Raw genomic sequence first — 23,408 nt, forward strand, 5'->3', positions numbered from 1 at the left:
AGGGACCGAGCATGACGACCAACACCCCGCCCACCACGGTGACCTCGCTGCTGCGTCTGGCCACGGCCGGTTCGGTCGACGACGGCAAGTCCACCCTCGTCGGGCGGCTGCTGCACGACTCCAAGTCGGTCCTCGCCGACCAGCTCGAGGCCGTGGAACGCGCCTCAGCGAGCCGCGGCCAGGAAGGCCCGGACCTCGCGCTGCTCACCGACGGTCTGCGGGCCGAGCGGGAGCAGGGCATCACCATCGACGTGGCCTACCGCTACTTCGCCACCCCTCGCAGGCGGTTCATCCTCGCCGACACCCCGGGCCATGTGCAGTACACCCGCAACATGGTCACCGGCGCCTCCACCGCCGAGCTGACGGTCATCCTGGTCGACGCGCGCAACGGCGTCGTCGAGCAGACCCGCCGCCACGCCGCGATCGCCGCCCTGCTGCGCGTCCCGCACGTGGTCCTCGCCGTCAACAAGATGGACCTCGTCGACTACCGGGAGCCGGTGTTCGCCGCGATCGCAGAGGAGTTCACCGCGTACGCCGGCGAACTGGGTGTCCCGGCGATCACCGCGATCCCGATGTCGGCACTGACCGGCGACAACGTGGTGCACCCGTCAGCGCACATGGACTGGTACGGCGGGCCGACCTTCCTGGAGCACCTGGAAACCGTCCCCACCGGCACCTCGCTCGCCGCCGCCCCGGCCCGCTTCCCCGTCCAGTGCGTCATCCGCCCCCAGAGCGCCGAACTCCCCGACTACCGCGGCTACGCGGGCCAGATCGCCTCCGGCGTACTACGCGTCGGCGACCGGGTCACCGTCCTGCCGTCCGGCCTCACCAGCACCATCACCGCCATCGACGCCCTCGGCACACCCGTCGACGTCGCCTGGGCCCCGCAGTCCGTCACAGTGCTGCTCGCCGACGACCTCGACATCTCCCGCGGCGACCTCATCGCGCCCAGCGCGCAGGCCCCGGACACGACACAGGACATCGAAGCCACAGTCTGTCACCTCAACGAACGCCCGCTGCGCGTCGGCTCCCGCGTCCTGCTCAAACACGCCACCCGCACCGTCAAGGCGGTCGTCAGGGAACTCCCGGACCGAATCGACCTGACCCACGGCCTGGCCCGCGACGCCCACCCCGGCGAGTTCGCCGTCAACGACATCGGATCCACCGTCCTGCGCACCGCTGAACCGCTCCCGATGGACGCCTACGCCGACTCCCGCCTCACCGGCTCCTTCATCCTGATCAACCCTGCCGACGGTGCCGTCCTGACGGCGGGGATGTGCGCGGCGACCGATCGCTGAACTCGCGGAGACTGATGGCATTGACGCGGTCGAAGCGTTCGGCGGGTTCGTCGGCCGCGTCGCTGGGCGGTATCTGGATGCCCGCGTTGCCGAAGGCCATGTCGAGGCGGCCGAAGGTCTCCACGGTGCGGTCGACCGTGGCGCGACCTGGTCCTCTTCGCTGACGTCGCACGTGAGGGCGGCGACTTGGTGGCCGGCGTCGGCGAGTTCGCCGGCTGCTGTCCGCAGAGCGGCATCGTCGATGTCGACCAGGGCGACGGCGGTGCCGGACCGGGCGAAGGCGCGGGCGGTCACGATGGGTCCTTGAAGGTGTGGGGGCCGGGCGTGTGCAGGCCCGGCCCCGGCTGCGCATGGGCCGCGGTCAGGGCTTCAGCAGCGTCTTGACGGCGCGGCGCTCGTCCATGGCCTTGTAGCCCTCGGCGACCTGCTCCAGGGGCAGGGTGAGGTCGAAGACCTTGCCGGGGTTGATGCGGCCGTCGAAGACGCGCTGGATGAGGTCGGGCAGGTAGCCGCGTACCGGGGCGGGGCCGCCGCGCAGGCCGACGTGGGAGAAGAACAGCTCCTGGCCGTCGATCGCCACGTCGTGCGGAACGCCGACGAAGCCGACGTTGCCGCCCGGGCGGGTGGAGCGCAGCGCCTGCTCCATGGACTGTGCGGTACCCACGCACTCCAGCACGCTGTCGGCGCCGATGCCGTCCGTCAGGTCCTTGACGCGGGCGACGCCTTCCTCGCCGCGCTCGGTGACGATGTCGGTGGCGCCGAACTCCAGGGCCAGCTTCTGCCGGCTCTCGTGCCGGCTCATGGCGATGATCCGCTCCGCGCCGAGTTCCTTGGCGGCGATGACGCCGCACAGGCCGACCGCGCCGTCGCCGACCACCACGGCGGTCGATCCCGGCTCGACCTCGGCGGCCTTGGCGGCGTACCAGCCGGTGCCCATCACGTCGGACAGCGCCAGCAGGCTGGGCCAGAACTCCTCGGCAGGGTGCTCGTCGGTGGCGACGAGGGTGCCCTGGGCGTTGGGGATGCGCACGTAGTCGGCCTGGCAGGTGCTCATGAACTCGCGGCGCAGGCAGTTGGACTGGTAGCCCGCCCGGCAGTTCGCGCACGTGTTGTCGGAGGTGGCGAACGAGCCGATGACGAACTGCCCCGGCTTCACCGCGGTGACCTCGCCACCGACCTCCTCGACCACGCCGACGTACTCATGCCCCATCGGGTGCGGCCCGTCGATGGGCTCCGCGCCGCGGTAGGGCCACAGGTCCGAGCCGCACACACAGGTGACCACGGTGCGGATGACCGCGTCCGTCGGATGGATGATCCTCGGATCTTCGAGCTCCTCGAAACGGACGTCGCCGGGGGCGTGGATGACTGCTCCGCGCATGAGGGTGCTTCTTTCGATGTGAGAGGTCTTCGGTCAGACAGCCCGGGAGGGAACGAACGATGTCTTTCCTTCCGGGTGCTCGTCGTCGAGCCTCGCACGCGACGGCATGCGCCAAAAGCGGAGAAATCTATCCGGGGAGAGACACATCCTGGGAGGAAACCCTCCCCCCTTGCCGGGGCACGATCGGTGCCATGCTGGGTCTCATGACCGAGAGCATTCCCCTCAATGAGCTGGGAGAATTCCTCAAGAAGCGCCGCTCTGAGCTGAGCCCGCGCACGGTCGGACTGCCGGAGACGGGCGGGCCCCGCCGGGTGGCCGGTCTGCGCCGTGAGGAGGTCGCCCAGCTCGCCTCGATCAGCACCGACTACTACACCAGGCTCGAGCAGGGCCGTATGCAGGCGTCCGCTCCCGTGCTGGACACCCTCGCCCGCGTCCTCCATCTGGACGACGACGAGCGGGGCTATCTCTTCCAGCTCGCGGGCAAGACCACCGTCCGCACGCGGCGCCGCGGCAGGCAGCAGGTCCAGCCGCAGCTCCAGCGAGTCCTGGACGACCTCACCGCCACCCCGGCCATCGTGCAGGGCCGGCGCGGGGACATCCTGGCCTGGAACGCGCTGGCCGCCGCCCTGGTCATCGATTTCTCCCGCATCCCGGAGAAGCACCGCAACTACCCGCGGATCCAGTTCACGGAGCCGGCGATGCGCACGCTGTATGCCGACTGGGAGACCTCCGCGCAGATCTCCGTGGCGCAACTGCGGATGGAGGCCGCCAAGTACCCCGAAGACCCTCGTCTGATCGAGCTGGTCGGTGAACTGTCCACGCGCGACGAGCAGTTCGCCAAGTGGTGGGGCGACCACCGCGTCGCCGCCCGCACCGTGGGCACCAAGACCCTCAACCACCCGGTCGTCGGCGAACTCGTCCTGGACTGGGACACCCTCACCGCCAACACCGATCCCGACCAGCACCTGACCGTCTGGACCGCCGCACCCGGCTCCCCCACCCACGAGCGGCTGCGCATCCTCGCCTCCTGGGCCGCCGACCAGCACCTGCCGGCCTCCTCGTCGCGCAGCGACCACGGTCAGTGACAACCGGCGTTCCGATCGCCGGGCGACGGACGCCTCACCGCTCCCCCGGCGCCCCCAGTCCGGTCAGCGCGCCGACCGGATCAGGGTCGGGGGTGCCTCGGGGCCACCAGTCGTCACGGCCGGGTTCCGACTCGTACGCGTACCACAGGCCGTCCTGGCCGAGGCGGAGCTGGGCATGGCCGTCGGGGTGGGTGAGACGGTTGCGCCAGGGGCGGAACGCGGGCAGGTCCGCGGCCAGGAGCAGGGGGCGGGCGCGGTCGAAGCGGCCGGCCGGCGGGTCCCAGGGCTCCTCCAGTACGGCGAGGGCCGCCCTGCCGCCCTGCCGCCAGGCGGCGACCGCCCGGGCCAGGTCGGCCGGTGTCCGCCCGGTGGCGGCGGCCAGCGACGCGTACAGCGCCCGGCTTCCAGCGGTGAGGCCCGAGCCGGGGCGGGCGGCGGCGAGCCGTACCGCGTCCTGCCACAGGGTCAGCTCCGCGACCGGGTCGTGTCCGGTGGTCAGCAGGGCGTGCGCGCGGGCGGCGGCGTCCGTGGCGAGCTGGTCCAGGGCGAACGAGTCGGGACCGCCGGGAGCGTCCGGGTAGACCGGAGGCTGCTCGGGGTGGGCGGGCGGGGGCAGGGGCGCGGGGAGCGGCGGACGGGTGCGGTGGGCCAGGGCGTCCCGGGCGCGTATGCCGGGGACGGGGGCGGGCTTTCGGGCCCGGTCGGCCCGGGCAGCGCGGGCCGCGTTGCGCCGGGACAGGGCGTCGAGCAGGTCGCGCTCGCCGCGGCCGCGCAGCAGGAGCAGAACGAAGGGGTCCCGGTCGAGGAGGCGTGCCGTCTGGTAGCAGACGGCGGCCGCGTGCTTGCAGGGGTGGCCGAAGTCGGGGCAGCTGCAGCGGGGTTCGAGGTCGCCGGGGCCGGGGAGCAGGCGGACTCCGCACTCGGCGAGGGACTGCGGCATCTGTTTGTCGAGCAGCGCGGCGATGTGCGCGGGCCGCTCGGCGGCGGCGTCCAGGAAACGGTCCCACTCGTCGTCGGAGAACGTCCGCAACCGCACCTGCACGCGGTACGGCCGGGGCCGGCTGCCCTGGACGTAGGCGAGCACGAGCCCCGGGGTGACGGTGATGGCGTCCACGTTCCCCCGCCCCGCGTACGCCCTGCCCCGCGCCAGCCGCGCCGGGTCGAGGGCCCCTTCCTCCAGCGCGGAGACCCAGGCGTCGCCCCACCAGGTCTCGGCGAACCGGTCGCGGTCACGCACCGGACGCGTGGGGAGCGCGGCGAAGGTGCGCCGCAGCTCGCCGTCACGCCCGGGGGCGGCCATGGACGACGGGTAGCGGGGGGCGGCCGGGGGCGCGGCGGACGGCGTGCCGAGGGGTCCGGGGGGCGGTTCGTGCGTGTCCTGCCGCGGCGGTGCGGGCGGGTTCGCGGTCTCGTGCCCGGAGGGCGCGCCGTGCCGCTCGCCGGGCTTCCGCCCGGTGGACGCGCTCCCGCTCCGTGGTGCCGCCGACGCAGGCGGTTCGAAGGCGTCGGCGAGGAGCGTCCGTACGTCCCGGACCTGGCGGCCGCCCGCCGGTGGACGGGGGCCGCGGCGGGGGCTCGTGCCCGTCCGCCTCGGCGCGGTGGCCGTTCCACGGGGGGCCGAGGACTCCTCGGTGCCGGACGGCTCGGCGACGGCCGGAGGCTTCTGGGAGCGGGTCGCGCCCGGGCGGTCGGTCGGGCGGCGGGCCTTGGCCGCCCCGGCGGGGCTCTCCGTGCGTTCCCGTTCCGCCTCCTTCCGTGCAGTCCGCAACGCCTCGCGTGCGGCGTCACCGGGCCGTGCGGCGGGGGTGGCGGCCTGCGGGGCACGACCCGAGGGGGGTGTGGCCTGCGGCGCCTCCGCCGGCTCCGCCTCCCCCGGCGCGTCCGCCCGCCGGGTGCTGCGGCGCTCCGCGTTCGCCCGCCGCAGCGCCGCGCGCGCCGCATCGCCCGGCCGGGGCGTCGTCGGCTTCCGCTCCGACTCGGGGAGTGCGACGTCCGCTCCCTCGGCGGGAGCCCCGGGTCCCGGGGAAGCCCCGGACCCCACAGACGGCCCGGGCACGCCGGACGGCCCGGGCACGATCGGAGGCTGCTCGGACTTGGCGGACGGCCCGGACACGGCGGACGGCCCGGACACGGCGGACGGCCCGGACACGGCGTGCGGCTCGGACTTGGCGGGCGGCCCAGACCCGACCGTAGGTTCCTCCGACTCGATGGACGACCCGGACCCGACCGGAGGCTGCTCCGACTCGACGGACACCCCGGACCCAACCGGAGGCTCCCCCGACTCGACGCTCGACCCGGACCCGACCGGAGGCTCCCCCGACTCGACGGACGACCCGGACCCCACGGACGGCCCGGGCGCGGCCGGCGGCCGGGGCTCGGCCGGAGGCTTCGGGTCTTCCGCCTCACCACCGATCCGCTCGCGCTCCCGTGCCGCGCGCAGTGCACGGCGGGCCGCGTCGGCCGGGCGCCGCGCGCCGTCACCGCCCTGCTCCCCGCCCGACCAGGGGCGTTCCGCGCTCGCCCCGTTCATGCCGTCCTCCTCAGCGACACCAGGTCCGCCAGCTCACGGTCCGTCAGTTCCGTGAGGGCCGACTCGCCCGAGCCCAGGACGGCGTCCGCCAGTGCGCGCTTGGCCTCGAGCATCTCCGCGATGCGGTCCTCGACCGTGCCCTCCGTGATCAGACGGTGGACCTGGACCGGCTGGGTCTGGCCGATGCGGTACGCACGGTCCGTGGCCTGTTCCTCCACCGCCGGGTTCCACCAGCGGTCGAAGTGGATGACATGGCCCGCGCGGGTGAGGTTGAGGCCGGTGCCCGCCGCCTTGAGGGAGAGCACCAGGACCGGGGTCGCGCCGCTCTGGAAGCGGTCCACCATCCGCTCGCGCTCGGGCACCGGCGTACCTCCGTGCAGCAGGTCGACGGGCACCGCTCGGGAGGTCAGGTGCGTGGTGATCAGGCGGGCCATGCCGACGTACTGCGTGAAGACCAGCGCCGAGCCGTCCTCGGACAGCAGGGTGTCCACCAGCTCGTCCAGCAGGGCGAGTTTGCCGGAGCGCGCGGTGAGACGCGCGGTGGCCCCCGCCTCCTCCTTGAGATACAGGGCCGGGTGGTCGCAGATCTGCTTGAGGGCGCTCAGGAGCTTCAGGACCAGACCCCGCCGTGCGATGCCCTCCGCGGTCCCGATCGCCAGCAGCGATTCCCGTACGACCGCCTCGTAGAGCGCGGCCTGCTCGCGGGTGAGCGGCACCGGGTGATCCGTCTCGGTCTTGGGCGGGAGTTCGGGAACGATGCCCGGGTCGGACTTCTTCCGCCGCAGCAGGAAGGGGCGGACCAGGCGGGCCAGCCGCTCCACCGCCTGCGGGTCCTCGCCGCTCTCCACCGCCCGCGCGTGGCGGGCGCGGAAGGACTTCAGGGGGCCGAGGAGTCCGGGGGTCGTCCAGTCCAGCAGCGCCCACAGTTCGGAGAGGTTGTTCTCCACGGGGGTGCCGGTGAGGGCGACGCGGGCCGGAGACGGGATCGTGCGCAGCGCCTTGGCCGTGGCGGAGTAGGGGTTCTTGACGTGCTGTGCCTCGTCGGCGACGACCAGGCCCCAGGACTGTTCGGCCAGCCGGGGGGCCGCCGTGCGCATCGTGCCGTAGGTGGTCAGGACGAAGCCGCCGTCCACGTCGTCCAGGGTGCGCTCCGGGCCGTGGAAGCGGCGGACCGGGACTCCGGGAGCGAACCGGGTGATCTCCCGCTGCCAGTTCCCGAGCAGGGACGCCGGGCAGACCACCAGTGTGGGCTCGCGGCGTGCCCGGCGCAGATGCAGGGCGATGACGGTGACCGTCTTGCCGAGGCCCATGTCGTCGGCGAGGCAGCCGCCGAGGCCGAGCGAGGTCATGAGGTCCAGCCAGGCCAGACCGCGCAGTTGGTAGTCCCGCAGCCGGGCGGCGAGGCCCGGGGGCGGATCCACCGGGCCGATGCCCGCCGTGAGCCGGTCCCGGAGTGCGGCCAGTGCGCCGACCGGCACGGCCTGCACCGTCTCGCCGTCGACCTCCGCGGTCCCGGTGAGGGCGACGGCGAGCGCGTCGACCGGATCGAGCAGGCCCAACTCCCGCTTGCGGGCCTTGCGGACGAGCGCCGGGTCGACCAGCACCCACCGGTCGCGCAGCCGGACGACCGGGCGGTGGGCCTCCGCGAGGGCGTCCATCTCGGCCTCGGTGAGCGGATCGCCGCCGAGCGCCAACTGCCAGCGGAAGCGCAGCAGTTCCTCGCTCTCCATGAAGCCGGTGCCGTCGGTCGCCGAGCCGGGCGCGGGCCGTACGACCGCCGTCGCGGTCAGGTCGTGTGCCAGGTCCCGGGGCCAGTGCACCGCGACCCCGGCCGCGCCCAGCCGGGTGGCGGCGACGCCCAGCAGGTCGCTCAACTCGGCCTCGGACAGCGCCAGGACGTCCGGCACCTCCTGTTCGGCGAGCCGGTCCAGCGGCGGCCAGACCCGGGCCGCGCGGCGCACCGCGAGGGCCGCGTCCACGCGGGCGCGGGGGCCGAAGGCCGCGTCCGCCTCACCGGCCCACAGTGCCGCCGCGTCCACGACCAGCGTCGGGTCGGCGAGGCTGTGCACCTGCACGATCGCCGCACCGGCACGGCCCGCTCCCTCCCCTTCGTCGAACAGGTCGTACGCCGACAGGTCCAGGCGCAGGGAGATCCGCACGCCCGCGTCCATGCCCGCGGCGACCTCGGCGGCCCACTCGTGCGCCTGTGGCAGCCGCTGCGGCTCCCGGGCCGCGAACGGCCTGCCAGCGGTGTGAGCGGCGGCGGGGGTGCGCGGCAGGGTGTCCGCGACGGCGTCCAGGAAGGACCGGACGAGGGCCTCCGGCTCGGGCAGCAGCAGGGGGCCCTTGCCGGGGAGCGGGACGGCATGGCCTTCGTAGGGCAGGGCGGCGGCGACGGCCCTGAGGTGGGTGATGTCGTCCGGCTCCAGGGGGCCGGCCCGCCATGCGTCGTGTCCGTCCGGGGTGAGGCCGGGCAGCAGCCGGCCGCGCGCGACGAGCCGCAGGGCGTGCAGGGCGGCCGCGCCCCAGCAGGCGGTGGCGGGGTGGGCGGCGGGGGCACGGCGGGCCCGGGCGAGCAGCGGCAGGGCCTCGGCGAGGGGCAGGGTCACGGCGGGCACGGTGCTTCTGCGTGCTGCGGATCCGTGCGGCCGTACGACCGTCAGGTCCTCGGTGCGGACCGTCGGGTCCTCGGTGCCGTCCGACGGCAGCGGGCCGCCCTCCGGGTCCCAGAAGGCCACGCGGCTCCGGCGCGGCAGCGGTGCGGGCAGGAAGACCGCGGCCAGCCTCTCCCACGCGGGCGCCCGCCCGGGCGCGGCCGCCTCGGCCACCTGTTCCGCCATATGTCCGGTCACCTCCCGCCACCTGGTCGTGTCAGTCGTCTTCGACTCTACGGGCGGGGTCTGACAATCGGCTCCGGCCGGGGGCCGGGGCTTGACGGGTGGGCGGTGGGCGGGCGGATCACCGGTGGGGGGGATCGTCCGCCGGGGTCCGTCAGGGAATGGTCCGCGACACGACGTACACGGTCGGGTGCTGCGGCTGGGACGTGTTCACGACGACGTCGAGGGTGGGCGCCGGGTTCTTCTGCGCGTGGGTCAGGCCGTACCAGGGGCCCTGTCCCGTGAAGGACCACCTGACGACGTGCTGGTCGCGCGTGCTGATGGCGATGTCGTCCTTCTTCAGCGAGGAACGGTCGGCCTTGAGGGTCCACAGGAACCGGTTCAGTCCGTCGTCGCTGGTGGTGAACTGCACGTAGAGCCGGCTGGTCTTCCAGTTGTTCGTCTCGTACGAGGCGACCTTCGTCGCGTCGTACGGGATCCACACCTGGTACAGGCGGCGCTGCACACGCGAGGGCCACCCGGGGACGAGGCCGGTCGCCGAGTACTTGTCCTCCTTGTCCTTGCCGCTGTTGCGGGACTGGTTCGCGGAGATGATCAGGTACCCGGCGGGCACGCCGATGAGCAGCACGATGATCAGCAGGGTCAGCGCCCGGCGGCGGATCGTGCGCCCCCGGTCCTCCGGCGGACGCGGCGGCTCACCGGAGGCTGAGGTCTGGCGCGGCAGTGAGGCGGCTGCCGTCACAGCAGCCCCTTGGTGGTGCGGGACTGTGCGTAGCGCTCGTAGCGCTCGTACCGCTCCACACGGCGCCGGTTGGCGCGCCGGAAGCGGCGGGCGACGAGCCGGGCGAGGTCCGCGGCGCCGACCATGCCGGCCTCGGGGCCGAGCTGGGCGCGGGCGATGCGGGCCTCGGGGCGGTAGCCGCGGCCGGTGAGGTGGCGCTTGAAGGCGTCCCGGGCGGGGCCGATCAGCAGGTCGTCGGCCGCGCTGACGCCGCCGCCGATCACGAAGCAGGACGGGTCCAGGGCGGCCGCAAGGTTGGCGATGCCGACGCCGAGCCACTGGCCGATGTCCTGGAGCAGCTCGACGCACATGGCGTCGCCCTCACGCGCCAGCTCGGTGATCATCGGGCCGGTGATGTCGGAGATGTTGCCCTTGACGTGCTCGATGATCCCGTAGGCGACCGGGGAGTCGGCGGCGGCCAGCTCCCTGGCCTCGCGGACCAGGGCGTTGCCGGAGCTGTACTGCTCCCAGCAGCCGCGGTTGCCGCACGGGCAGCGGTGGCCGCCGGGCACGACCTGCATGTGGCCGAACTCGCCCGCGACCCCGTACTTGCCGCGCTTGACCTGGCCGTCCTCCAGGATGGCGCCCCCGATGCCGGTACCCAGGGTGATCATCACCAGGTGGTCCTCGCCGCGGCCGGCGCCGAAGCGCCACTCGGCCCAGGCGGCGGCGTTGGCGTCGTTGTCGACCAGCACGGGGACGGCGAGCCGCTCGGCGAGACGGTCGCGCAGGGGCTCGTTGCGCCAGGACAGGTGCGGGGCGAACAGGACGCGGTTGCGGTCCGCGTCCACCCAGCCGGCCGCGCCGATGCCGACGGCGTGCACGTCGTGCCGGTCGGAGAGGTCCAGGACGAGCTCGACGATGGTGTCCTCGACGACCTTGGGGCTCTTGGACTTGTCGGGCGTCTCGGTGCGGAGCTTCTCCAGGATGTTGCCGTCGGCGTCGACGACGCCGGCCATCACCTTCGTGCCGCCGATGTCGATGCCGACCGTGGGGACACGCGGCGCCGACAGATGGGAACGGCGCTCGCGCGTGCCGACGGTCCGCAGGACGGTGGCCCGGGCGGAGCCGCGGTGGGTGAAGTCGCGGTAGGTGCTCACCGGGCCGATTCTGCCGCACGCCGGAGCCCGCCCGCACCGTGGGCCCCTTCGCTGCGCCGGGGCCCGGCCGGGCCACGGTCGGGTGCGGAGTGCCGACGCGCTGCGGTTGCCGGCGCCCACGCGGACGCTGCCGCGCGGTGTCGCAGCCCCGCGCCCTGTGGGGCGCGCTCACGGGGCGCGTTCCAGCTCGTGGCGCAGATCGTCCGGTTCCTCGCCTCCCGCGATCTGGCGTGTCAGCTCCTCCGGAGTGATCTTCTCGCACACGTGGTCGGCGATCATCCTGCCGCGTTTGAGGGGGACGAAGCGGTCGCTTGCCAGGTACCCGCAGTGGGGGTTGTGGGTGATGAAGACAACGCCCAGGCCTGTGTCCCGTGCGGCGGCCACGTATGTGAGGACCACACCTGGCTGCTTGACGCCCAGAACTGATCGACGCCGCAGGTCAGGGCATGGGTGGGGTGGTGACGGGACCCGGAAGAGGCAGGGGGCAGGGGGATGGGGCGGGCGCGGGGTGGGGCGGCGCACCCCGGCGGCTCAGGAGCGTACGAGGAGCTGGAACTCGAACGAGTAGCGGGAGGCGCGGTAGGTGTGGGTGCCGAACTCCACGGCGCGGCCCGTGTCGTCGAACGTGGTGCGCTGCATGGTGAGCAGCGGGGCGCCCTCGGGCTCACCGAGCCGTTCGCCCTCGACGCGGTCGGCGGCGCGGGCCCCGATGGACTGCCGGGCGCTGTGCAGGGTGATGCCGGCGGCGCGCATCAGACGGTAGAGGCCGGTGGCCTCCAACTGGTCGCTGTCGAGATCGAACAGCCCGGTCGGCAGGTAGTTGCACAGATACGCCATCGGCTCGCCGTGCGCGAGGCGCAGCCGTTCGACCTGGTGCACCTCCGTGCCCTCGGGGACGCCGAGCGCGGCGGCGACCTCAGCGGAGGCGGGCGTGAAGGTGTTGCGGAGGACCCTGGTCGCGGGACGCTGCCCGGCCGCCTCCAGGTCGTCGTAGAGGCTGCTCAGCTCCAGGCCGCGTTTGACCTGGCTGTGCACGACCTGGGTGCCGACACCCCGGCGGCGCACGAGCAGGCCCTTGTCGACGAGGGACTGGATCGCCTGCCGGACGGTGGGCCGCGACAGGCCGAGCCGTCCGGCCAGTTCGATCTCGTTGCCCAGCAGGCTGCCCGGCGTCAGCTCGCCGTGCTCGATCGCGGCCTCCAACTGCTGGGCGAGCTGGAAGTAGAGCGGCACCGGACTGCTCCGGTCGACGCTGAGCTGGAGCGGGACGGTGGGGTCCCCATCTGGTTTCGGCACGGGGCGAGCGTAGCTCCGGTGCTTGTTGACGGGAAGTTGTGTAGTCCGGTTGTCCGGACAAAGCATTGACACAGCGGGAGAACGCGCCCACGTTGGACCCATGCGCATCGGACTCATCGGGGCGGGCCGTATCGGGACGTACCACGCGGCCACGCTCAACCGCCACCGTGAGGTCGGCTCGCTCATCATCACGGACGTCGACACCGCCCGGGCCCATCGGCTCGCGGACCGGCTGGGCGCGACGGCGGCGCCCGGCACGGACGAGATCTTCACCTGGGGCGTGGACGCGGTGGTCATCACCGCGGCGACCGCGGCGCACGCCGAGCTGATCGGCCGGGCGGCGCGCTCCGGGCTCCCGGTGTTCTGCGAGAAGCCCATCGCGGTGGACCTGCCGGGGACGCTGGCGGCGCTCGCCGAGGTCGACGCCGCCGGGACGGTGCTGCAGATGGGTTTCCAGCGACGGTTCGACGCGGGCTACACGGCGGCGCGGGAGGCCGTGCGCTCGGGCCGGCTCGGGCGGCTGCACACGGTCCGCGCGCTGTCGGCCGACCAGGCACCACCGCCGGCCGCGTACCTGACGGTCTCGGGAGGCATCTTCCGGGACTGCCTCATCCACGACTTCGACATCCTGCGCTGGGTGACCGACCGCGAGGTGGTCGAGGTGTACGCGACGGGGTCCGACGCGGGCGGGGCGATGTACCGGGAGGCGAACGACGTCGACACGGCGGCGGCCGTGCTCACGCTGGAGGACGGCACGCTCGCCACGGCGACGGCGACGCGCACGAACGGTGCCGGCTACGACGTGCGCATGGAGCTGGCCGGCGAGCTGGACACGGTCGCGGTGGGCCTCGACGACCGCACGCCGATCGCGTCCACCGAGCCCGCCGGCCCGCCGCCCGCGGACAAGCCGTGGACGGGGTTCCTGGAGCGGTTCGCGCCCGCGTACCAGGCCGAGGTGACGGCGTTCGTCGAGGTGGTGCGCGGTGAGCGTGCCAATCCCTGCGACGGCCGGGAGGCGCTGCAGGCCCTGCGCATCGCGGAGGCCTGCGAACTGTCCCGCCGGGAGCGCCGCCCGGTGAACCTCGGGGAGATCCCGGGCGCCCGCGACTGACCGCTCCGGGTGCGCGCCGGGGAACGGGACCGCACCGCCACGCCGGGCCGCGAGGCGTCCACCGCCCCGGGTACGCGCCGGGGAACGGGACCGCACCGCCACGCCGGGCCACGAGGCGTCCACCGCCCCGGGTACGCGCCGGGGAACGGGACCGCACCGCCACGCCGGGCCACGAGGCGTCCACCGCCCCGGGTACGCGCCGGGGAACGGGACCGCACCGCCACGCCGGGCCACGAGGCGTCCACCGCCCCCGGCCGTCCCGGTGCCGGACCTGCGCCGGGTGCGGCTCGCCCCGCGGCCGCCGGGGAGAGCGGTGCGCGGGGCGAGGCGGATGAGTGTGCGGTCAGCAGCCGAAGTCGATCAGGTTGAACGTGGCGTAGTGGTCCGAGGTGTAGTAGTCCTCCTGGTAGTCCTCGCCCGTGACGATGCGGCGGGCGCCGCGCGTGGAGGAGCGGGGCGTGATGACGGTGTACTCGTGGTAGTAGCCGGAGGGCTGCCGGGGCAGCACGCCTTCGCGGTTGGAGAAGACCGTGCCGTCCTGCGAGTACGGGAAGGGGCCGCCCTGGTCGATCAGGTCGAGCGTGTCGTACGCCTGGGACGGCAGGTCGCTGTAGCAGATGCTGCCGACGGAGGTGGCGGCGGCGTCCGCCGTGGTGGCGGAGACGGTGCCGCCCAGGAGGAGGGCGGACAGGAGCGCGGCTGCGGCGCCGGTGCGCATGGCGCGTGTGGGGGTTTTCATGGTGGCATGATGACGCGCGTAGATCATGGCATGTCAATGACAATCAGCGAGAGTTTCCCGCTCAAGTGCCATCTGTTCTCGGCGAGTTAACCCGCCGCCGGGCGACCCGGCGACGGGCGGAGACGGACGCGGCGCTCAGCCGTCCGTCGGCGGCCCGGAGGACCCGCCCCTGTCGGGTGCCCTCCTTCTCGGGCGGGGTCCGCCGTCATGAGCCGGGACCCGGCCGGCACCGGGAACTCATCGGATCACCCGACGTTCGTCGAGAACAGTCCACCCGTCGGCCCCTGCTTGTCGCCTCCCTGCGCCTTCTTCAGAGCGTTGGCGAGGCTCTCGATGGTGAGGGACTGCAGGATGACGCGGCCGTTGCCCTCGAGGGTGGCCAGGGACAGTCCCTCGCCGCCGAAGACCATGTTCATCAGCCCCTGGCGGTTGAGGCCGCCGACGCGCTGGACGCCGTACTGGATGCCCTCCTCGAAGGCGACGACGCAGCCGGTGTCGACCTCGATACGACCGCCGAAGTCGGCGGGGTTGAGGTCGATGAAATTGCCCGCGCCGGCGATGATCACGGTGCCGTGCCCGGTGAACTTCTCCAGGATGAAACCCTCGCCGCCGCTCATGCCGGTGCGGCCGCCGGCGAAGGCGATGCCGAAGTCGACGGTGGACTCGGCGGCCACGAACGCGTCCTTCTCCGCGAACCACGCCCGCGTGCCGTCGAGTTCCAGCGCCCGCATCTCTCCGGGCAGCACGCCCGCGAAGCCCACGGTGCCCTCGCCGCCCTGTGCCGTGAAGTACTGGAACGCCAGGCTCTCGCCCGCGAGCGCACGCTGCCCGACCTGCATGGCGGTGCCCATGGCCTGGCGCAGGAAGCCGCCCATGCCGCCGCCACCAGCTCCGCCCTGGGGCTGGCCGCCGCTGTTGGACGGGCCGGACAGGCGGGTCTCCATGGTGACGTTCGTGGTCTTGAAGAGGAACTTGCCCGCCTCGCAGTACACGGTCTGGCCGGGGTACAGGTTCACGACCGCCATCTGCATGGCGTTGCCGACGATTTCTTGCTGAAGAGTCACGTGGGGAGAACGCGATGGGCGGGGCGGAGAGTTCCGGCCCGCCCCAGGCCGGTGTCGCACAGGGTCCCGGGCCGGGCCGGACCGGCGGCGCAGAGCCCGGCAGGCGGTGGATCGGCGCCGGGCCGGGATCCGCGAGAGGCTGGCGCGGGCCGGGTCCACCCAGCACCGGACCGGCACCGTACAGGCCGTGTCCCCGACGCGCCCCGGAAGGCCTCAGCCGCCCAGTTCCCGATGGCGTGCCCTCAGGTGTGAGGCGCCCTCCTCCGTCAGGGAACCGTGCAGGCGCAGCCGGGAGATGCCGCCGTCCGGGAAGATGTCCACGCGCGCGTGCGTGCCGATCGCCGGGGACGGCAGGGCGAAGCGGTGGTTGGTGTCGGGCTGGAGGCGGGTGCGCGGGAGGATCTCGCGCCAGTCGCCGTCCTCTCCGTCCCTGACCGACAGCGAGGCCCAGCCCGCCGCGTTGCCCTTCAGGTACGCCGTGTCGATCTCGACCGCCCGGATCCGCGCCTGCGCCGCCAGCCGGTAGCGGATCCAGTCGTGGCCCCGGTCGCGACGGCGCCGCGTCTCCCAGCCGTCGTCCATCTTCCGGGAGCGGCCCGGCTGGATGGTGTTGGTGGCGGGCGAGTAGAACAGGTCCGAGGCGCCCTCCACCTGGCCCCCGTTCTCCAGGGCCACCACGTCGAAGGTGTCCAGCACCTCCAGCCATGCCGGGTCCGGCACGACCTCGCCGTACACGCGCAGGCGCGCGATGCCGCCGTCGGGATGCTGGTTGACCTTCAGGTGGGTGAAGCGCTGCGCCACGTCCACCTCGAAGCCGTTGGCCGCGTGGCCGCCGACCGGGGTGCGCGGCACCAGCGTCGTCCACTTCACGTCGCCCCCGAGCAGTTCCCGCGGGGACGGGGAGCCGGCGACGGACGCGCCCTCGACGGACACCGCCTGCGGGTGGTTGCCGCGGAAGTGGGCCGTGTCGACGACGATGCCCCGTACGACACCGGGTGCGCCGAGGCGTACCAGCGCCCAGTCGTGGTCGTCCTGCGCGGGCCAGGGGTGCTCGGCCGAGGCGCCACGGCGGCGGCGCGTCTCCCAGCCGTCCATGACCTTGCCCTTGTGCCCGAAGTGCTCGGGGTCGAACTCGGCGCGCCCGGGCAGGAGAAGGTTCTCGCGCTCGGCGAAGAACTCGTCGTTGGCGGCGACGACAGCGCCCCCGAGCCGGCGGTCGGCGAGGTCGGCGTACCGGGTGAAGGGAAAGTCGGCGGTGCGGTAGTCCGCGTACGGGTCTCCGCCCCGGTAGGGGTTCGCGTCGCCGGTGAAGGCCGTCCGACCTGGTTGATGCTGCGCCGTCACGGTGATCAGTTGTTCCCTTCGGTGCCGGCCGCTGCGGGCGCGGGAGTCGGCGCGGTGCAGTCGGTCCTGCGGAGCAGTCGCCCCTTCGGTTCGGTGAACTCGCCGTCCGCCATGATGCGTTCGCCGCGCAGCCAGGTGGATCTGACGACGCCGTACAGCGTCCTGCCCGCGTACGCGGTGACCCGGTTGCGGTGCTGGAGGGCCGCCGGGTCCACGGTGAAGGTCTCCTCGGGCGCGAGCACGGCGAAGTCCGCGTCACGGCCCGGCTCGATGGCGCCCTTGCGGTCCAGGCCCGCGAGGGCCGCCGTGCGCCGGGACATCCAGCGGACCAGGTCCTCGAGGCCGTGCCCCCGCTTGCGCGCCTCGGTCCACACCGCCGCCAGACTCAGTTGCAGGCCTGAGATGCCGCCCCAGGCGGTCGCGAAGTCGTCGGTCTTCAGGTCGGCCGTCGACGGGGAGTGGTCGGTGACGACGCAGTCGATCGTGCCGTCCGCCAGCGCCTGCCACAGCAGGTCCTGGTTGGCGGCCTCGCGGATGGGCGGGCAGCACTTGAACTCGCTGGCGCCGTCCGGGACTTCCTCGGCGGTCAGGGTGAGGTAGTGCGGGCAGGTCTCCACCGTGATCCGTACGCCCTCCGCCTTGGCGGCGGCGATCAGCGGCAGGGCGTCGCCGGAGGACAGGTGCAGCACGTGCACGCGCGCGTCGAACTGTTTCGCCCGGGCGATGAGGGACGCGATGGCGGTGTCCTCCGCGCGCCGGGGCCGGGAGGCGAGGAAGTCCGCGTACCGGGGACCGCCCTGCTGCGGGGCGGCGGCGAGGTGGCGCGGGTCCTCCGCGTGCACGATCAGCAGACCGCCGAATCCGGCGATCTCGGCCAGGGAGCGGCCCAGTTGCTCCTGGTCGAGGTGCGGGAACTCGTCCACGCCCGACGGCGACAGGAACGCCTTGAAGCCGAACACGCCGGCGTCGTGCAGCAGCCTGAGGTCCTTGACGTTGCCGGGGAGCGCGCCGCCCCAGAAGCCGACGTCGACATGGACCTTCGCGGACGCGACGTCCTGTTTGACGCGGAGGTGGTCGACCGTCGTGGTCGGCGGCAGCGAGTTGAGCGGCATGTCGATCAGGGTGGTGATGCCGCCGGCCGCCGCAGCGCGGGTGGCGGTCCAGAAGCCCTCCCACTCGGTGCGGCCCGGGTCGTTGATGTGCACGTGCGTGTCGACGAGGCCGGGCAGCAGCACGTCGTCGCCCAGGTCCTCCAGGCGGGCCCCGGCCGGTACGGCGGCGTCGTACGGCAGGACGGCCGTGATCGTGCCCCCGGCGACGGCGACCGACGCGGCGCACATGCCCTCGGGGGTGATGACGCGCGTGGAGCGCAGCACCAGTTCAGCGTCGGACACCCGGGCCCCTCTCTGCCGTTGCCCTGCCTCCGGTCGAGTTCCGGATGACGGGATTTACATCCGCGTAACGGAATTCAACGTTCTGTTGAAGGAGTCTTCCCTCCCGCACCCGCGCCGTCAAGGGCACTATTCCCCGTGACAGCCTCGTGCACGGGCCATCGACCGACCCTGGACCTTTCCGCTTAGCGGAATTAAACTTCCGTCAAGCAGAACGCATGCGAAAGGATCGCGCCGTGCCGAGGTCGACGTCCAGCGCCAGCGACGCCCCCGTCAAGTCCGCCGGGAGCGGTGGTGTCCAGTCCCTCGAGCGCGCCTTCGACCTGCTGGAGCGGATGGCGGACGCGGGCGGCGAGGTCGGCCTGAGCGAGCTGTCCGCGACCAGCGGGCTGCCGCTGCCCACGATCCACCGCCTGATGCGCACCCTGGTGGCCTGCGGCTACGTGCGGCAGCAGCCCAACCGCCGCTATGCGCTCGGCCCCCGGCTGATCCGGCTCGGCGAGTCGGCGTCCCGGCTGCTCGGCACCTGGGCCCGGCCGCACCTGGCGCGCCTGGTGGAGGAGACCGGCGAGACCGCGAACATGGCCCTGCTCGACGGGGACGAGATCGTGTACGTGGCGCAGGTGCCGTCCAAGCACTCGATGCGGATGTTCACCGAGGTGGGCCGGAGGGTCCTGCCGCACTCCACGGGCGTGGGCAAGGCGCTGCTGGCGAACACGCCGGACGAGGAGGTGCGCGCCCTGCTCGCCCGTACGGGCATGCCGGCGGCGACCGACAGGACGATCACCACGCCGGAGGCGTTCCTCGCCGCGCTGGAGGAGGTGCGCCGGCTCGGGTACGCGGTCGACGACAACGAGCAGGAGATAGGGGTCCGGTGCCTCGCGGTGTCCGTACCCGGCTCCCCCACGGCCGCCGCGATCTCCATCTCGGGACCGGCGGGCCGCGTCACCGAGGCGGCGACGGAACGGATCGTGCCGGTGCTGCAGCAGGTGGCGGCGGAACTGTCCCGGACACTGGCGGCCTCGGGCGGCCCGGCCGCCTGAGCCGCCCCGGCACCGCACACGGCCCTCTTAGCCGCGCGGCGGCTCCCCGAACAGTTCCACCGCTTCGCGGACCTCCGTCAGCCCCCTCGCCAGGGCGCTGACCGAGCCGATCGATCCCGCGATCAGCAGCAGGGAGCGGCGCAGGCGGGGGATCTCGGGGGTGCCGCCCGTGGCCATCGCGGCGAGTGCGGCCAGCTCGTCCTCGGCTACGGCCCGATCGGGGAACTCGGCCGGGTGTGCGGCGAGTTCACGGCGCAGCCGGGACACGGCGGTCCGCAGTTCCGCCACTCTGGGATCCTCTTCGCTGCCGGTCACTGGCCTCTGTCCCAAGCTCCGCACCACAGCCATCCCCCTCGAAACGCCGTTGTGCTCGTACGTCCCCCGGCGCCCCGCGCGTGGTCGGGCGCCGGGGACGCGGGCCAGTAAACGCCACCGGGCGCGCCGGGCGCCACCGTGTGGACCGAAATTCAGCCCCTGGAAACGGCGCGGCCGGCACGGGGTCAGGTATGCAGGACGTATGACGGGCGAGGAAGGGCGGATCGCCGGGCTGCTGCTCGCGGCCGGCGGTGGACGGCGGCTCGGCGGACGGCCCAAGGCGCTGCTCGGGCACCGGGGGCGACCGCTGGTCGAGCACGCGGCGGGAGTGCTGCGCGCGGCCGGATGCGGCCGTGTCCACGTGGTACTGGGGGCGGCGGCCGCCGTCGTGCGGGAGCGTGCCGACCTCGCCGGCTGTGTCCTGGTGGACAACCCGGACTGGGACGAGGGCATGGGCTCCTCGCTGCGGGCCGGGCTCGCGTCGCTCGCCGGGACGGACGCACGGGCGGCCCTGGTCCTGCTCGTCGACCAGCCCGGCATCGGACCGGAGGCGGTGACCCGCGTGCTGTCGGCGTTCCGGGACGAGGAGTCGCTGGCGTCGGCCGCGTACGCGGGGGTGCGCGGGCATCCGGTTCTGCTGGGCTCGGCCCACTGGGCCGGTGTCGCGCGGGCGGCGACCGGCGACCGCGGGGCACGCGCCTATCTGAAGGCGCACGCCGACGCGCTCACGCTGGTCGAGTGCGGGGACGTTGCACAGGCGTACGACATCGACACGGCGGCGGACCTGGCGCACCTCGAGTGACCAGGACGGCGGACCCGGCGCACCTCGGTGAACGGGACGACCGACCCGGCGCACCTCGGTGAACGGGACGACCGACCCGGCGCACCTCGAGCGAGCGGGACGACATGAACGGGACGGAACCGAGCGCCACGTCGTCTCGCCCCGGAGAACCCCGACGTCGACAGCAGACCATTGAACTTCCACCATGAGGAAACTAGTATCCATTTTCCAGAAGCGCTCGACCGTTCCCCAGGCGCCGCCGACCGCGTACGGGGCCCCTGGCACGCGGTGCCGCGACGCCCTGATGTCAGCTCGCCGAAGGAAGTGACAGCCTCATGTCCGCACCAGCGCCGTCCCCGGCGGCCATCGTCGACGCCGAGCCCCTGCCCCGGCAGGAGGAGGTCCTCACGGACGCGGCGCTCGCCTTCGTGGCCGAGCTGCACCGGCGGTTCACTCCGCGCCGCGACGAGCTGCTGGCCCGCCGCGCGGAGCGCCGTGCCGAGATCGCCCGCACCTCCACGCTGGACTTCCTGCCCGAGACCGCCGCGATTCGCGCGGACGACACCTGGCGGGTGGCCCCGTCACCGGAGGCCCTCGACGACCGCCGGGTGGAGATCACCGGACCCACCGACCGCAAGATGACCATCAACGCCCTCAACTCGGGTGCCCGGGTGTGGCTCGCCGACTTCGAGGACGCCTCCGCTCCCACCTGGGAGAACGTGGTCCTCGGCCAGCTCAACCTGATCGACGCCTACACCCGGAACATCGACTTCACCGACCCGGCGACCGGCAAGTCGTACGCTCTGCGCCCGAACGAGGAGCTGGCGACGGTCGTCATGCGCCCGCGCGGCTGGCACCTGAACGAGCGTCACCTCCGGGTCGACGGGCAGCCGGTCCCCGGCGCCTTCGTCGACTTCGGCTTGTACTTCTTCCACAACGCCCGGCGTCTGCTCGACCTCGGCAAGGGGCCGTACTTCTACCTGCCGAAGACCGAGTCGCACCTGGAGGCCCGCCTCTGGAACGACGTCTTCGTCTTCGCCCAGGACCACCTCGGCATCCCGCAGGGCACCATCCGCGCCACGGTCCTGATCGAGACGATCACGGCGGCGTACGAGATGGAGGAGATCCTCTACGAACTGCGCGACCACGCCTCCGGGTTGAACGCGGGCCGCTGGGACTACCTGTTCTCCATCGTGAAGAACTTCCGCGACGGCGGGCCGAAGTTCGTCCTCCCGGACCGCAACGCGGTGACGATGACCGCCCCGTTCATGCGCGCGTACACCGAACTCCTCGTGCGCACCTGCCACAAGCGCGGCGCGCACGCGATCGGCGGCATGGCCGCGTTCATCCCCTCCCGCAGGGACCCGGAGGTCAACAAGGTCGCCTTCGAGAAGGTCCGCGCCGACAAGGACCGCGAGGCGAACGACGGCTTCGACGGCTCCTGGGTCGCCCACCCCGACCTGGTCCCGATCGCGATGGAGTCCTTCGACAAGGTCCTCGGCGACCGGCCGAACCAGAAGCACCGGCTGCGCGAGGACGTCGACGTCAAGGCGGCCGATCTGATCGCCGTCGACTCCCTCGACGCCAAGCCGACGTACGCGGGCCTGGTCAACGCCGTCCAGGTCGGCATCCGTTATATCGAGGCCTGGCTGCGCGGCCTCGGCGCGGTCGCCATCTTCAACCTGATGGAGGACGCCGCCACCGCGGAGATCTCCCGCTCGCAGATCTGGCAGTGGATCAACGCGGGTGTCGTCCTCGACAACGGCGAGCGGGTCACCGCCGACCTGGCCCGCGAGGTCGCCGCGGAGGAACTCGGGAACATCAGGGCGGAGCTCGGCGAGGAGGCGTTCGCGGCCGGCCGCTGGCAGCAGGCCCACGACCTGCTGCTGAAGGTCGCCTTGGACGAGGACTACGCGGACTTCCTGACGCTGCCCGCGTACGAGCAGCTCGAGGGCTGAGGTCTCACCTCTCCGAGTGGCCCAGGGGCTTCCCCGGGGCCACTCGGTCGCGTACGAGCTGCTTCACGGCGGTCGGCTCCGGGAACCCCTGCTCGCGCCGGTCCCACACCACCTCGTCGTTCACCCGGACGACGAACACACCGCCGGTACCGGGCTTGAGCGACAGCTCGGTCAGCTCCGACTCGAACGTGGTCAGCAGTTCCTGCGCCAGCCAGGCCGCCCGGGGCAGCCAGCGGCACCGGGTGCAGTACTCGATCTGGACGCGGTGGGTCATCCCAGATGCACCGACCAATCCTGTTCCGCGGCCGGTTGGCCGTGCAGGTCCGGGACCCGCTTGAGCCAGTCCGGCCGGCCTTGCCGTGTCCGCGCCGCGCGCCGGGCCTCCTCGGCGGCGCGCTCCTCCTGGGTGGGGAAGTCGGTGGGCAGCCACGTCTCCGACGCCTTGACCCGGGCCGAGAGGTAGTCCACATAGGCGTCACGGACGTCGCCGGGCGTGGCGAACCCCGGCTCGCCCGTCAGCCAGGCGTCCGGAACCTCCTCGGTGACCTCGCGCAGCAGTTCCTCGGTGACGAGCGGCGCGAGGGCGTCCTCGGCGGCCCGCATGTCCGGGGCGAAGTGGCCGAGGGCGTGGTGGCGGAAGTCGTAGGCCTTCTCGGGTGCGGAGGCGTCCCAGCGGTGGTGGAAGACGAGCGCGGCGCCGTGGTCGATCAGCCACAGTCGCGGGGGTGCGGTGCCGAACGTGGGCCAGACCATGAGGTTGGAGCTGTGCACCGTGCGGTCCACGTTCACGGTCAGGGCGTCGAGCCAGATGATCCGGCCGGCCTCCACCGGGTCGACGGGGAAGACCTGGGCGACCTCGGGGGTGAAGTCCCGGCCGCCCGGCAGGTAGTCCATGCCGAGGTTGAGGCCGGGGCTGGCGTTCAGCAGGTCGCGTACCTCCTGGTGCGGTTCCTGCGCGCCGAGCGCCGGGTCGAAGTGGGCGAGGACCAGTTCGGGTACGCGCAACCCGAGCCGGCGCCCCAGCTCCCCCACGATCACCTCGGCGACCAGGGCCTTGGTGCCCTGCGCGGAGCCCGTGAACTTCACGACGTAGGTGCCCAGGTCGTCGGCCTCGACGATTCCGGGGACGGAGCCGCCGGAGCGGAGGGGTTCGATGTAGCGGGTGGCGGCGACCTCTCTCAGCATCTTCAAAGGCCCCACAGCTCGATTGTCCTACATTTCATGGCACGCTCCAACGCGGTGGGAATCCGGGAACCTCCCCGCTCAGCCCTGGGGAGAATCCGGCGAGTTTCGGCCGGCCGGCATGCTCGTCTCCCGTTCTCCCCAGCAGTCCGACAATGACGCCGCGCCCCTTGCT

Annotated in this window: 19 protein-coding genes and 1 pseudogene; 6 read left to right on the forward strand and 14 right to left on the reverse strand. The window is 73.1% G+C overall.

Features of this window, described 5'->3' with window-relative positions:
• Positions 1-11: 11 nt before the first annotated feature.
• Positions 12-1,298 (forward strand): sulfate adenylyltransferase subunit 1, encoded by a 1,287-nt coding sequence (locus ACZ4SW_RS33090; protein ID WP_468252684.1) that lies wholly within the window; start codon positions 12-14, stop codon positions 1,296-1,298.
• Between the two features lie 361 nt (positions 1,299-1,659).
• Here ACZ4SW_RS33090 and ACZ4SW_RS33095 read toward each other — a convergent pair whose 3' ends face one another.
• On the reverse strand, positions 1,660-2,676 hold the full coding sequence (locus ACZ4SW_RS33095) for a zinc-dependent alcohol dehydrogenase family protein (protein ID WP_468252686.1): 1,017 nt from the start codon (positions 2,674-2,676) through the stop codon (positions 1,660-1,662).
• Between the two features lie 191 nt (positions 2,677-2,867).
• On the opposite strand from ACZ4SW_RS33095, the gene ACZ4SW_RS33100 reads away from it, so the two are divergent.
• Positions 2,868-3,761, forward strand: coding sequence for a helix-turn-helix domain-containing protein (locus tag ACZ4SW_RS33100; protein ID WP_468252687.1), 894 nt, complete (start codon positions 2,868-2,870; stop codon positions 3,759-3,761).
• 34 nt (positions 3,762-3,795) lie between these two features.
• On the opposite strand, the gene ACZ4SW_RS33105 is transcribed toward ACZ4SW_RS33100, so the two are convergent.
• The 6 genes and pseudogenes from ACZ4SW_RS33105 to ACZ4SW_RS33130 form a co-directional block, all read right to left on the reverse strand.
• Positions 3,796-5,835 carry an SWIM zinc finger family protein gene (locus tag ACZ4SW_RS33105; RefSeq protein ID WP_468252688.1) on the reverse strand — a complete coding sequence of 680 codons (2,040 nt, stop codon included), beginning with the start codon at positions 5,833-5,835 and terminating at the stop codon, positions 3,796-3,798.
• Positions 5,836-6,287: 452 nt separating this feature from the next.
• Positions 6,288-9,131 (reverse strand): DEAD/DEAH box helicase, encoded by a 2,844-nt coding sequence (locus tag ACZ4SW_RS33110; protein ID WP_468252690.1) that lies wholly within the window; start codon positions 9,129-9,131, stop codon positions 6,288-6,290.
• A gap of 151 nt (positions 9,132-9,282) precedes the next feature.
• Positions 9,283-9,870 (reverse strand): sugar kinase, encoded by a 588-nt coding sequence (locus tag ACZ4SW_RS33115; RefSeq protein ID WP_468252692.1) that lies wholly within the window; start codon positions 9,868-9,870, stop codon positions 9,283-9,285.
• Complete coding sequence (locus tag ACZ4SW_RS33120; RefSeq protein WP_468252694.1) at positions 9,867-11,009, reverse strand: ROK family glucokinase; 1,143 nt, start codon at positions 11,007-11,009, stop codon at positions 9,867-9,869. Before ACZ4SW_RS33120 ends, ACZ4SW_RS33115 begins: the two co-directional genes overlap by 4 nt.
• 168 nt (positions 11,010-11,177) lie before the next feature.
• Positions 11,178-11,435, reverse strand: a pseudogene (locus tag ACZ4SW_RS33125) (ATP-binding cassette domain-containing protein); the annotation flags it as partial.
• Between the two features lie 105 nt (positions 11,436-11,540).
• Positions 11,541-12,305: a GntR family transcriptional regulator gene (locus ACZ4SW_RS33130; RefSeq protein WP_468252695.1), complete on the reverse strand. Its 765-nt coding sequence runs from the start codon at positions 12,303-12,305 to the stop codon at positions 11,541-11,543.
• A 100-nt stretch (positions 12,306-12,405) separates the two neighbouring features.
• On the opposite strand from ACZ4SW_RS33130, the gene ACZ4SW_RS33135 reads away from it, so the two are divergent.
• Entirely contained in the window at positions 12,406-13,416 is a 1,011-nt protein-coding gene (locus ACZ4SW_RS33135; RefSeq protein ID WP_468252697.1) for a Gfo/Idh/MocA family protein, read from the forward strand.
• 343 nt (positions 13,417-13,759) lie between these two features.
• On the opposite strand, the gene ACZ4SW_RS33140 is transcribed toward ACZ4SW_RS33135, so the two are convergent.
• The 4 genes from ACZ4SW_RS33140 to allB form a co-directional block, all read right to left on the reverse strand.
• Positions 13,760-14,155 (reverse strand): guanyl-specific ribonuclease, encoded by a 396-nt coding sequence (locus tag ACZ4SW_RS33140; RefSeq protein ID WP_468252698.1) that lies wholly within the window; start codon positions 14,153-14,155, stop codon positions 13,760-13,762.
• 245 nt (positions 14,156-14,400) lie between these two features.
• Positions 14,401-15,219 carry an AIM24 family protein gene (locus tag ACZ4SW_RS33145; protein WP_468252700.1) on the reverse strand — a complete coding sequence of 273 codons (819 nt, stop codon included), beginning with the start codon at positions 15,217-15,219 and terminating at the stop codon, positions 14,401-14,403.
• A gap of 213 nt (positions 15,220-15,432) precedes the next feature.
• A complete protein-coding gene (gene alc, locus ACZ4SW_RS33150; protein ID WP_468252701.1) occupies positions 15,433-16,563 on the reverse strand; it encodes an allantoicase in 1,131 nt (376 codons plus the stop codon).
• A 5-nt stretch (positions 16,564-16,568) separates the two neighbouring features.
• The gene (gene allB / locus ACZ4SW_RS33155; protein WP_468252703.1) at positions 16,569-17,957 is read right to left on the reverse strand and encodes an allantoinase AllB; all 1,389 of its coding nucleotides are present in this window, start codon (positions 17,955-17,957) and stop codon (positions 16,569-16,571) included.
• A gap of 233 nt (positions 17,958-18,190) precedes the next feature.
• On the opposite strand from allB, the gene ACZ4SW_RS33160 reads away from it, so the two are divergent.
• Positions 18,191-18,997 carry an IclR family transcriptional regulator gene (locus ACZ4SW_RS33160; RefSeq protein WP_468252704.1) on the forward strand — a complete coding sequence of 269 codons (807 nt, stop codon included), beginning with the start codon at positions 18,191-18,193 and terminating at the stop codon, positions 18,995-18,997.
• 27 nt (positions 18,998-19,024) lie between these two features.
• Here the strand turns inward: ACZ4SW_RS33160 and ACZ4SW_RS33165 are convergent, their stop codons facing one another.
• A complete protein-coding gene (locus ACZ4SW_RS33165; RefSeq protein ID WP_468252706.1) occupies positions 19,025-19,345 on the reverse strand; it encodes a DUF5955 family protein in 321 nt (106 codons plus the stop codon).
• 169 nt (positions 19,346-19,514) lie between these two features.
• Here ACZ4SW_RS33165 and ACZ4SW_RS33170 point away from each other — a divergent pair, with 169 nt between their 5' ends.
• Together ACZ4SW_RS33170 and aceB are read left to right on the forward strand one after the other, a co-directional pair.
• Positions 19,515-20,114, forward strand: coding sequence for a nucleotidyltransferase family protein (locus ACZ4SW_RS33170; protein ID WP_468252707.1), 600 nt, complete (start codon positions 19,515-19,517; stop codon positions 20,112-20,114).
• Between the two features lie 314 nt (positions 20,115-20,428).
• A complete protein-coding gene (aceB, locus tag ACZ4SW_RS33175) occupies positions 20,429-22,051 on the forward strand; it encodes a malate synthase A (RefSeq protein ID WP_468252708.1) in 1,623 nt (540 codons plus the stop codon).
• A 4-nt stretch (positions 22,052-22,055) separates the two neighbouring features.
• On the opposite strand, the gene ACZ4SW_RS33180 is transcribed toward aceB, so the two are convergent.
• Positions 22,056-22,325, reverse strand: a complete 270-nt coding sequence (locus ACZ4SW_RS33180) for an Rdx family protein (protein ID WP_468252710.1) — start codon at positions 22,323-22,325, stop codon at positions 22,056-22,058.
• The gene (locus ACZ4SW_RS33185) at positions 22,322-23,236 is read right to left on the reverse strand and encodes a HipA family kinase (RefSeq protein ID WP_468252764.1); all 915 of its coding nucleotides are present in this window, start codon (positions 23,234-23,236) and stop codon (positions 22,322-22,324) included. The genes ACZ4SW_RS33180 and ACZ4SW_RS33185 overlap by 4 nt, the downstream gene beginning before the upstream one ends.
• Positions 23,237-23,408: the final 172 nt, after the last annotated feature.

The organism is Streptomyces sp. NPDC028331 (assembly GCF_055565775.1).

Coding starts and splice junctions, on each gene's coding strand:
- ACZ4SW_RS33090 (WP_468252684.1), top strand. CDS start 12: ATGACGACCAACACCCCGCCCACCACGGTGACCTCGCTGCTGCGTCTG.
- ACZ4SW_RS33095 (WP_468252686.1), bottom strand. CDS start 2,676: ATGCGCGGAGCAGTCATCCACGCCCCCGGCGACGTCCGTTTCGAGGAG.
- ACZ4SW_RS33100 (WP_468252687.1), top strand. CDS start 2,868: ATGCTGGGTCTCATGACCGAGAGCATTCCCCTCAATGAGCTGGGAGAA.
- ACZ4SW_RS33110 (WP_468252690.1), bottom strand. CDS start 9,131: ATGGCGGAACAGGTGGCCGAGGCGGCCGCGCCCGGGCGGGCGCCCGCG.
- ACZ4SW_RS33135 (WP_468252697.1), top strand. CDS start 12,406: ATGCGCATCGGACTCATCGGGGCGGGCCGTATCGGGACGTACCACGCG.
- ACZ4SW_RS33140 (WP_468252698.1), bottom strand. CDS start 14,155: ATGAAAACCCCCACACGCGCCATGCGCACCGGCGCCGCAGCCGCGCTC.
- ACZ4SW_RS33165 (WP_468252706.1), bottom strand. CDS start 19,345: ATGGCTGTGGTGCGGAGCTTGGGACAGAGGCCAGTGACCGGCAGCGAA.
- ACZ4SW_RS33170 (WP_468252707.1), top strand. CDS start 19,515: ATGACGGGCGAGGAAGGGCGGATCGCCGGGCTGCTGCTCGCGGCCGGC.
- aceB (WP_468252708.1), top strand. CDS start 20,429: ATGTCCGCACCAGCGCCGTCCCCGGCGGCCATCGTCGACGCCGAGCCC.
- ACZ4SW_RS33180 (WP_468252710.1), bottom strand. CDS start 22,325: ATGACCCACCGCGTCCAGATCGAGTACTGCACCCGGTGCCGCTGGCTG.
- ACZ4SW_RS33185 (WP_468252764.1), bottom strand. CDS start 23,236: ATGCTGAGAGAGGTCGCCGCCACCCGCTACATCGAACCCCTCCGCTCC.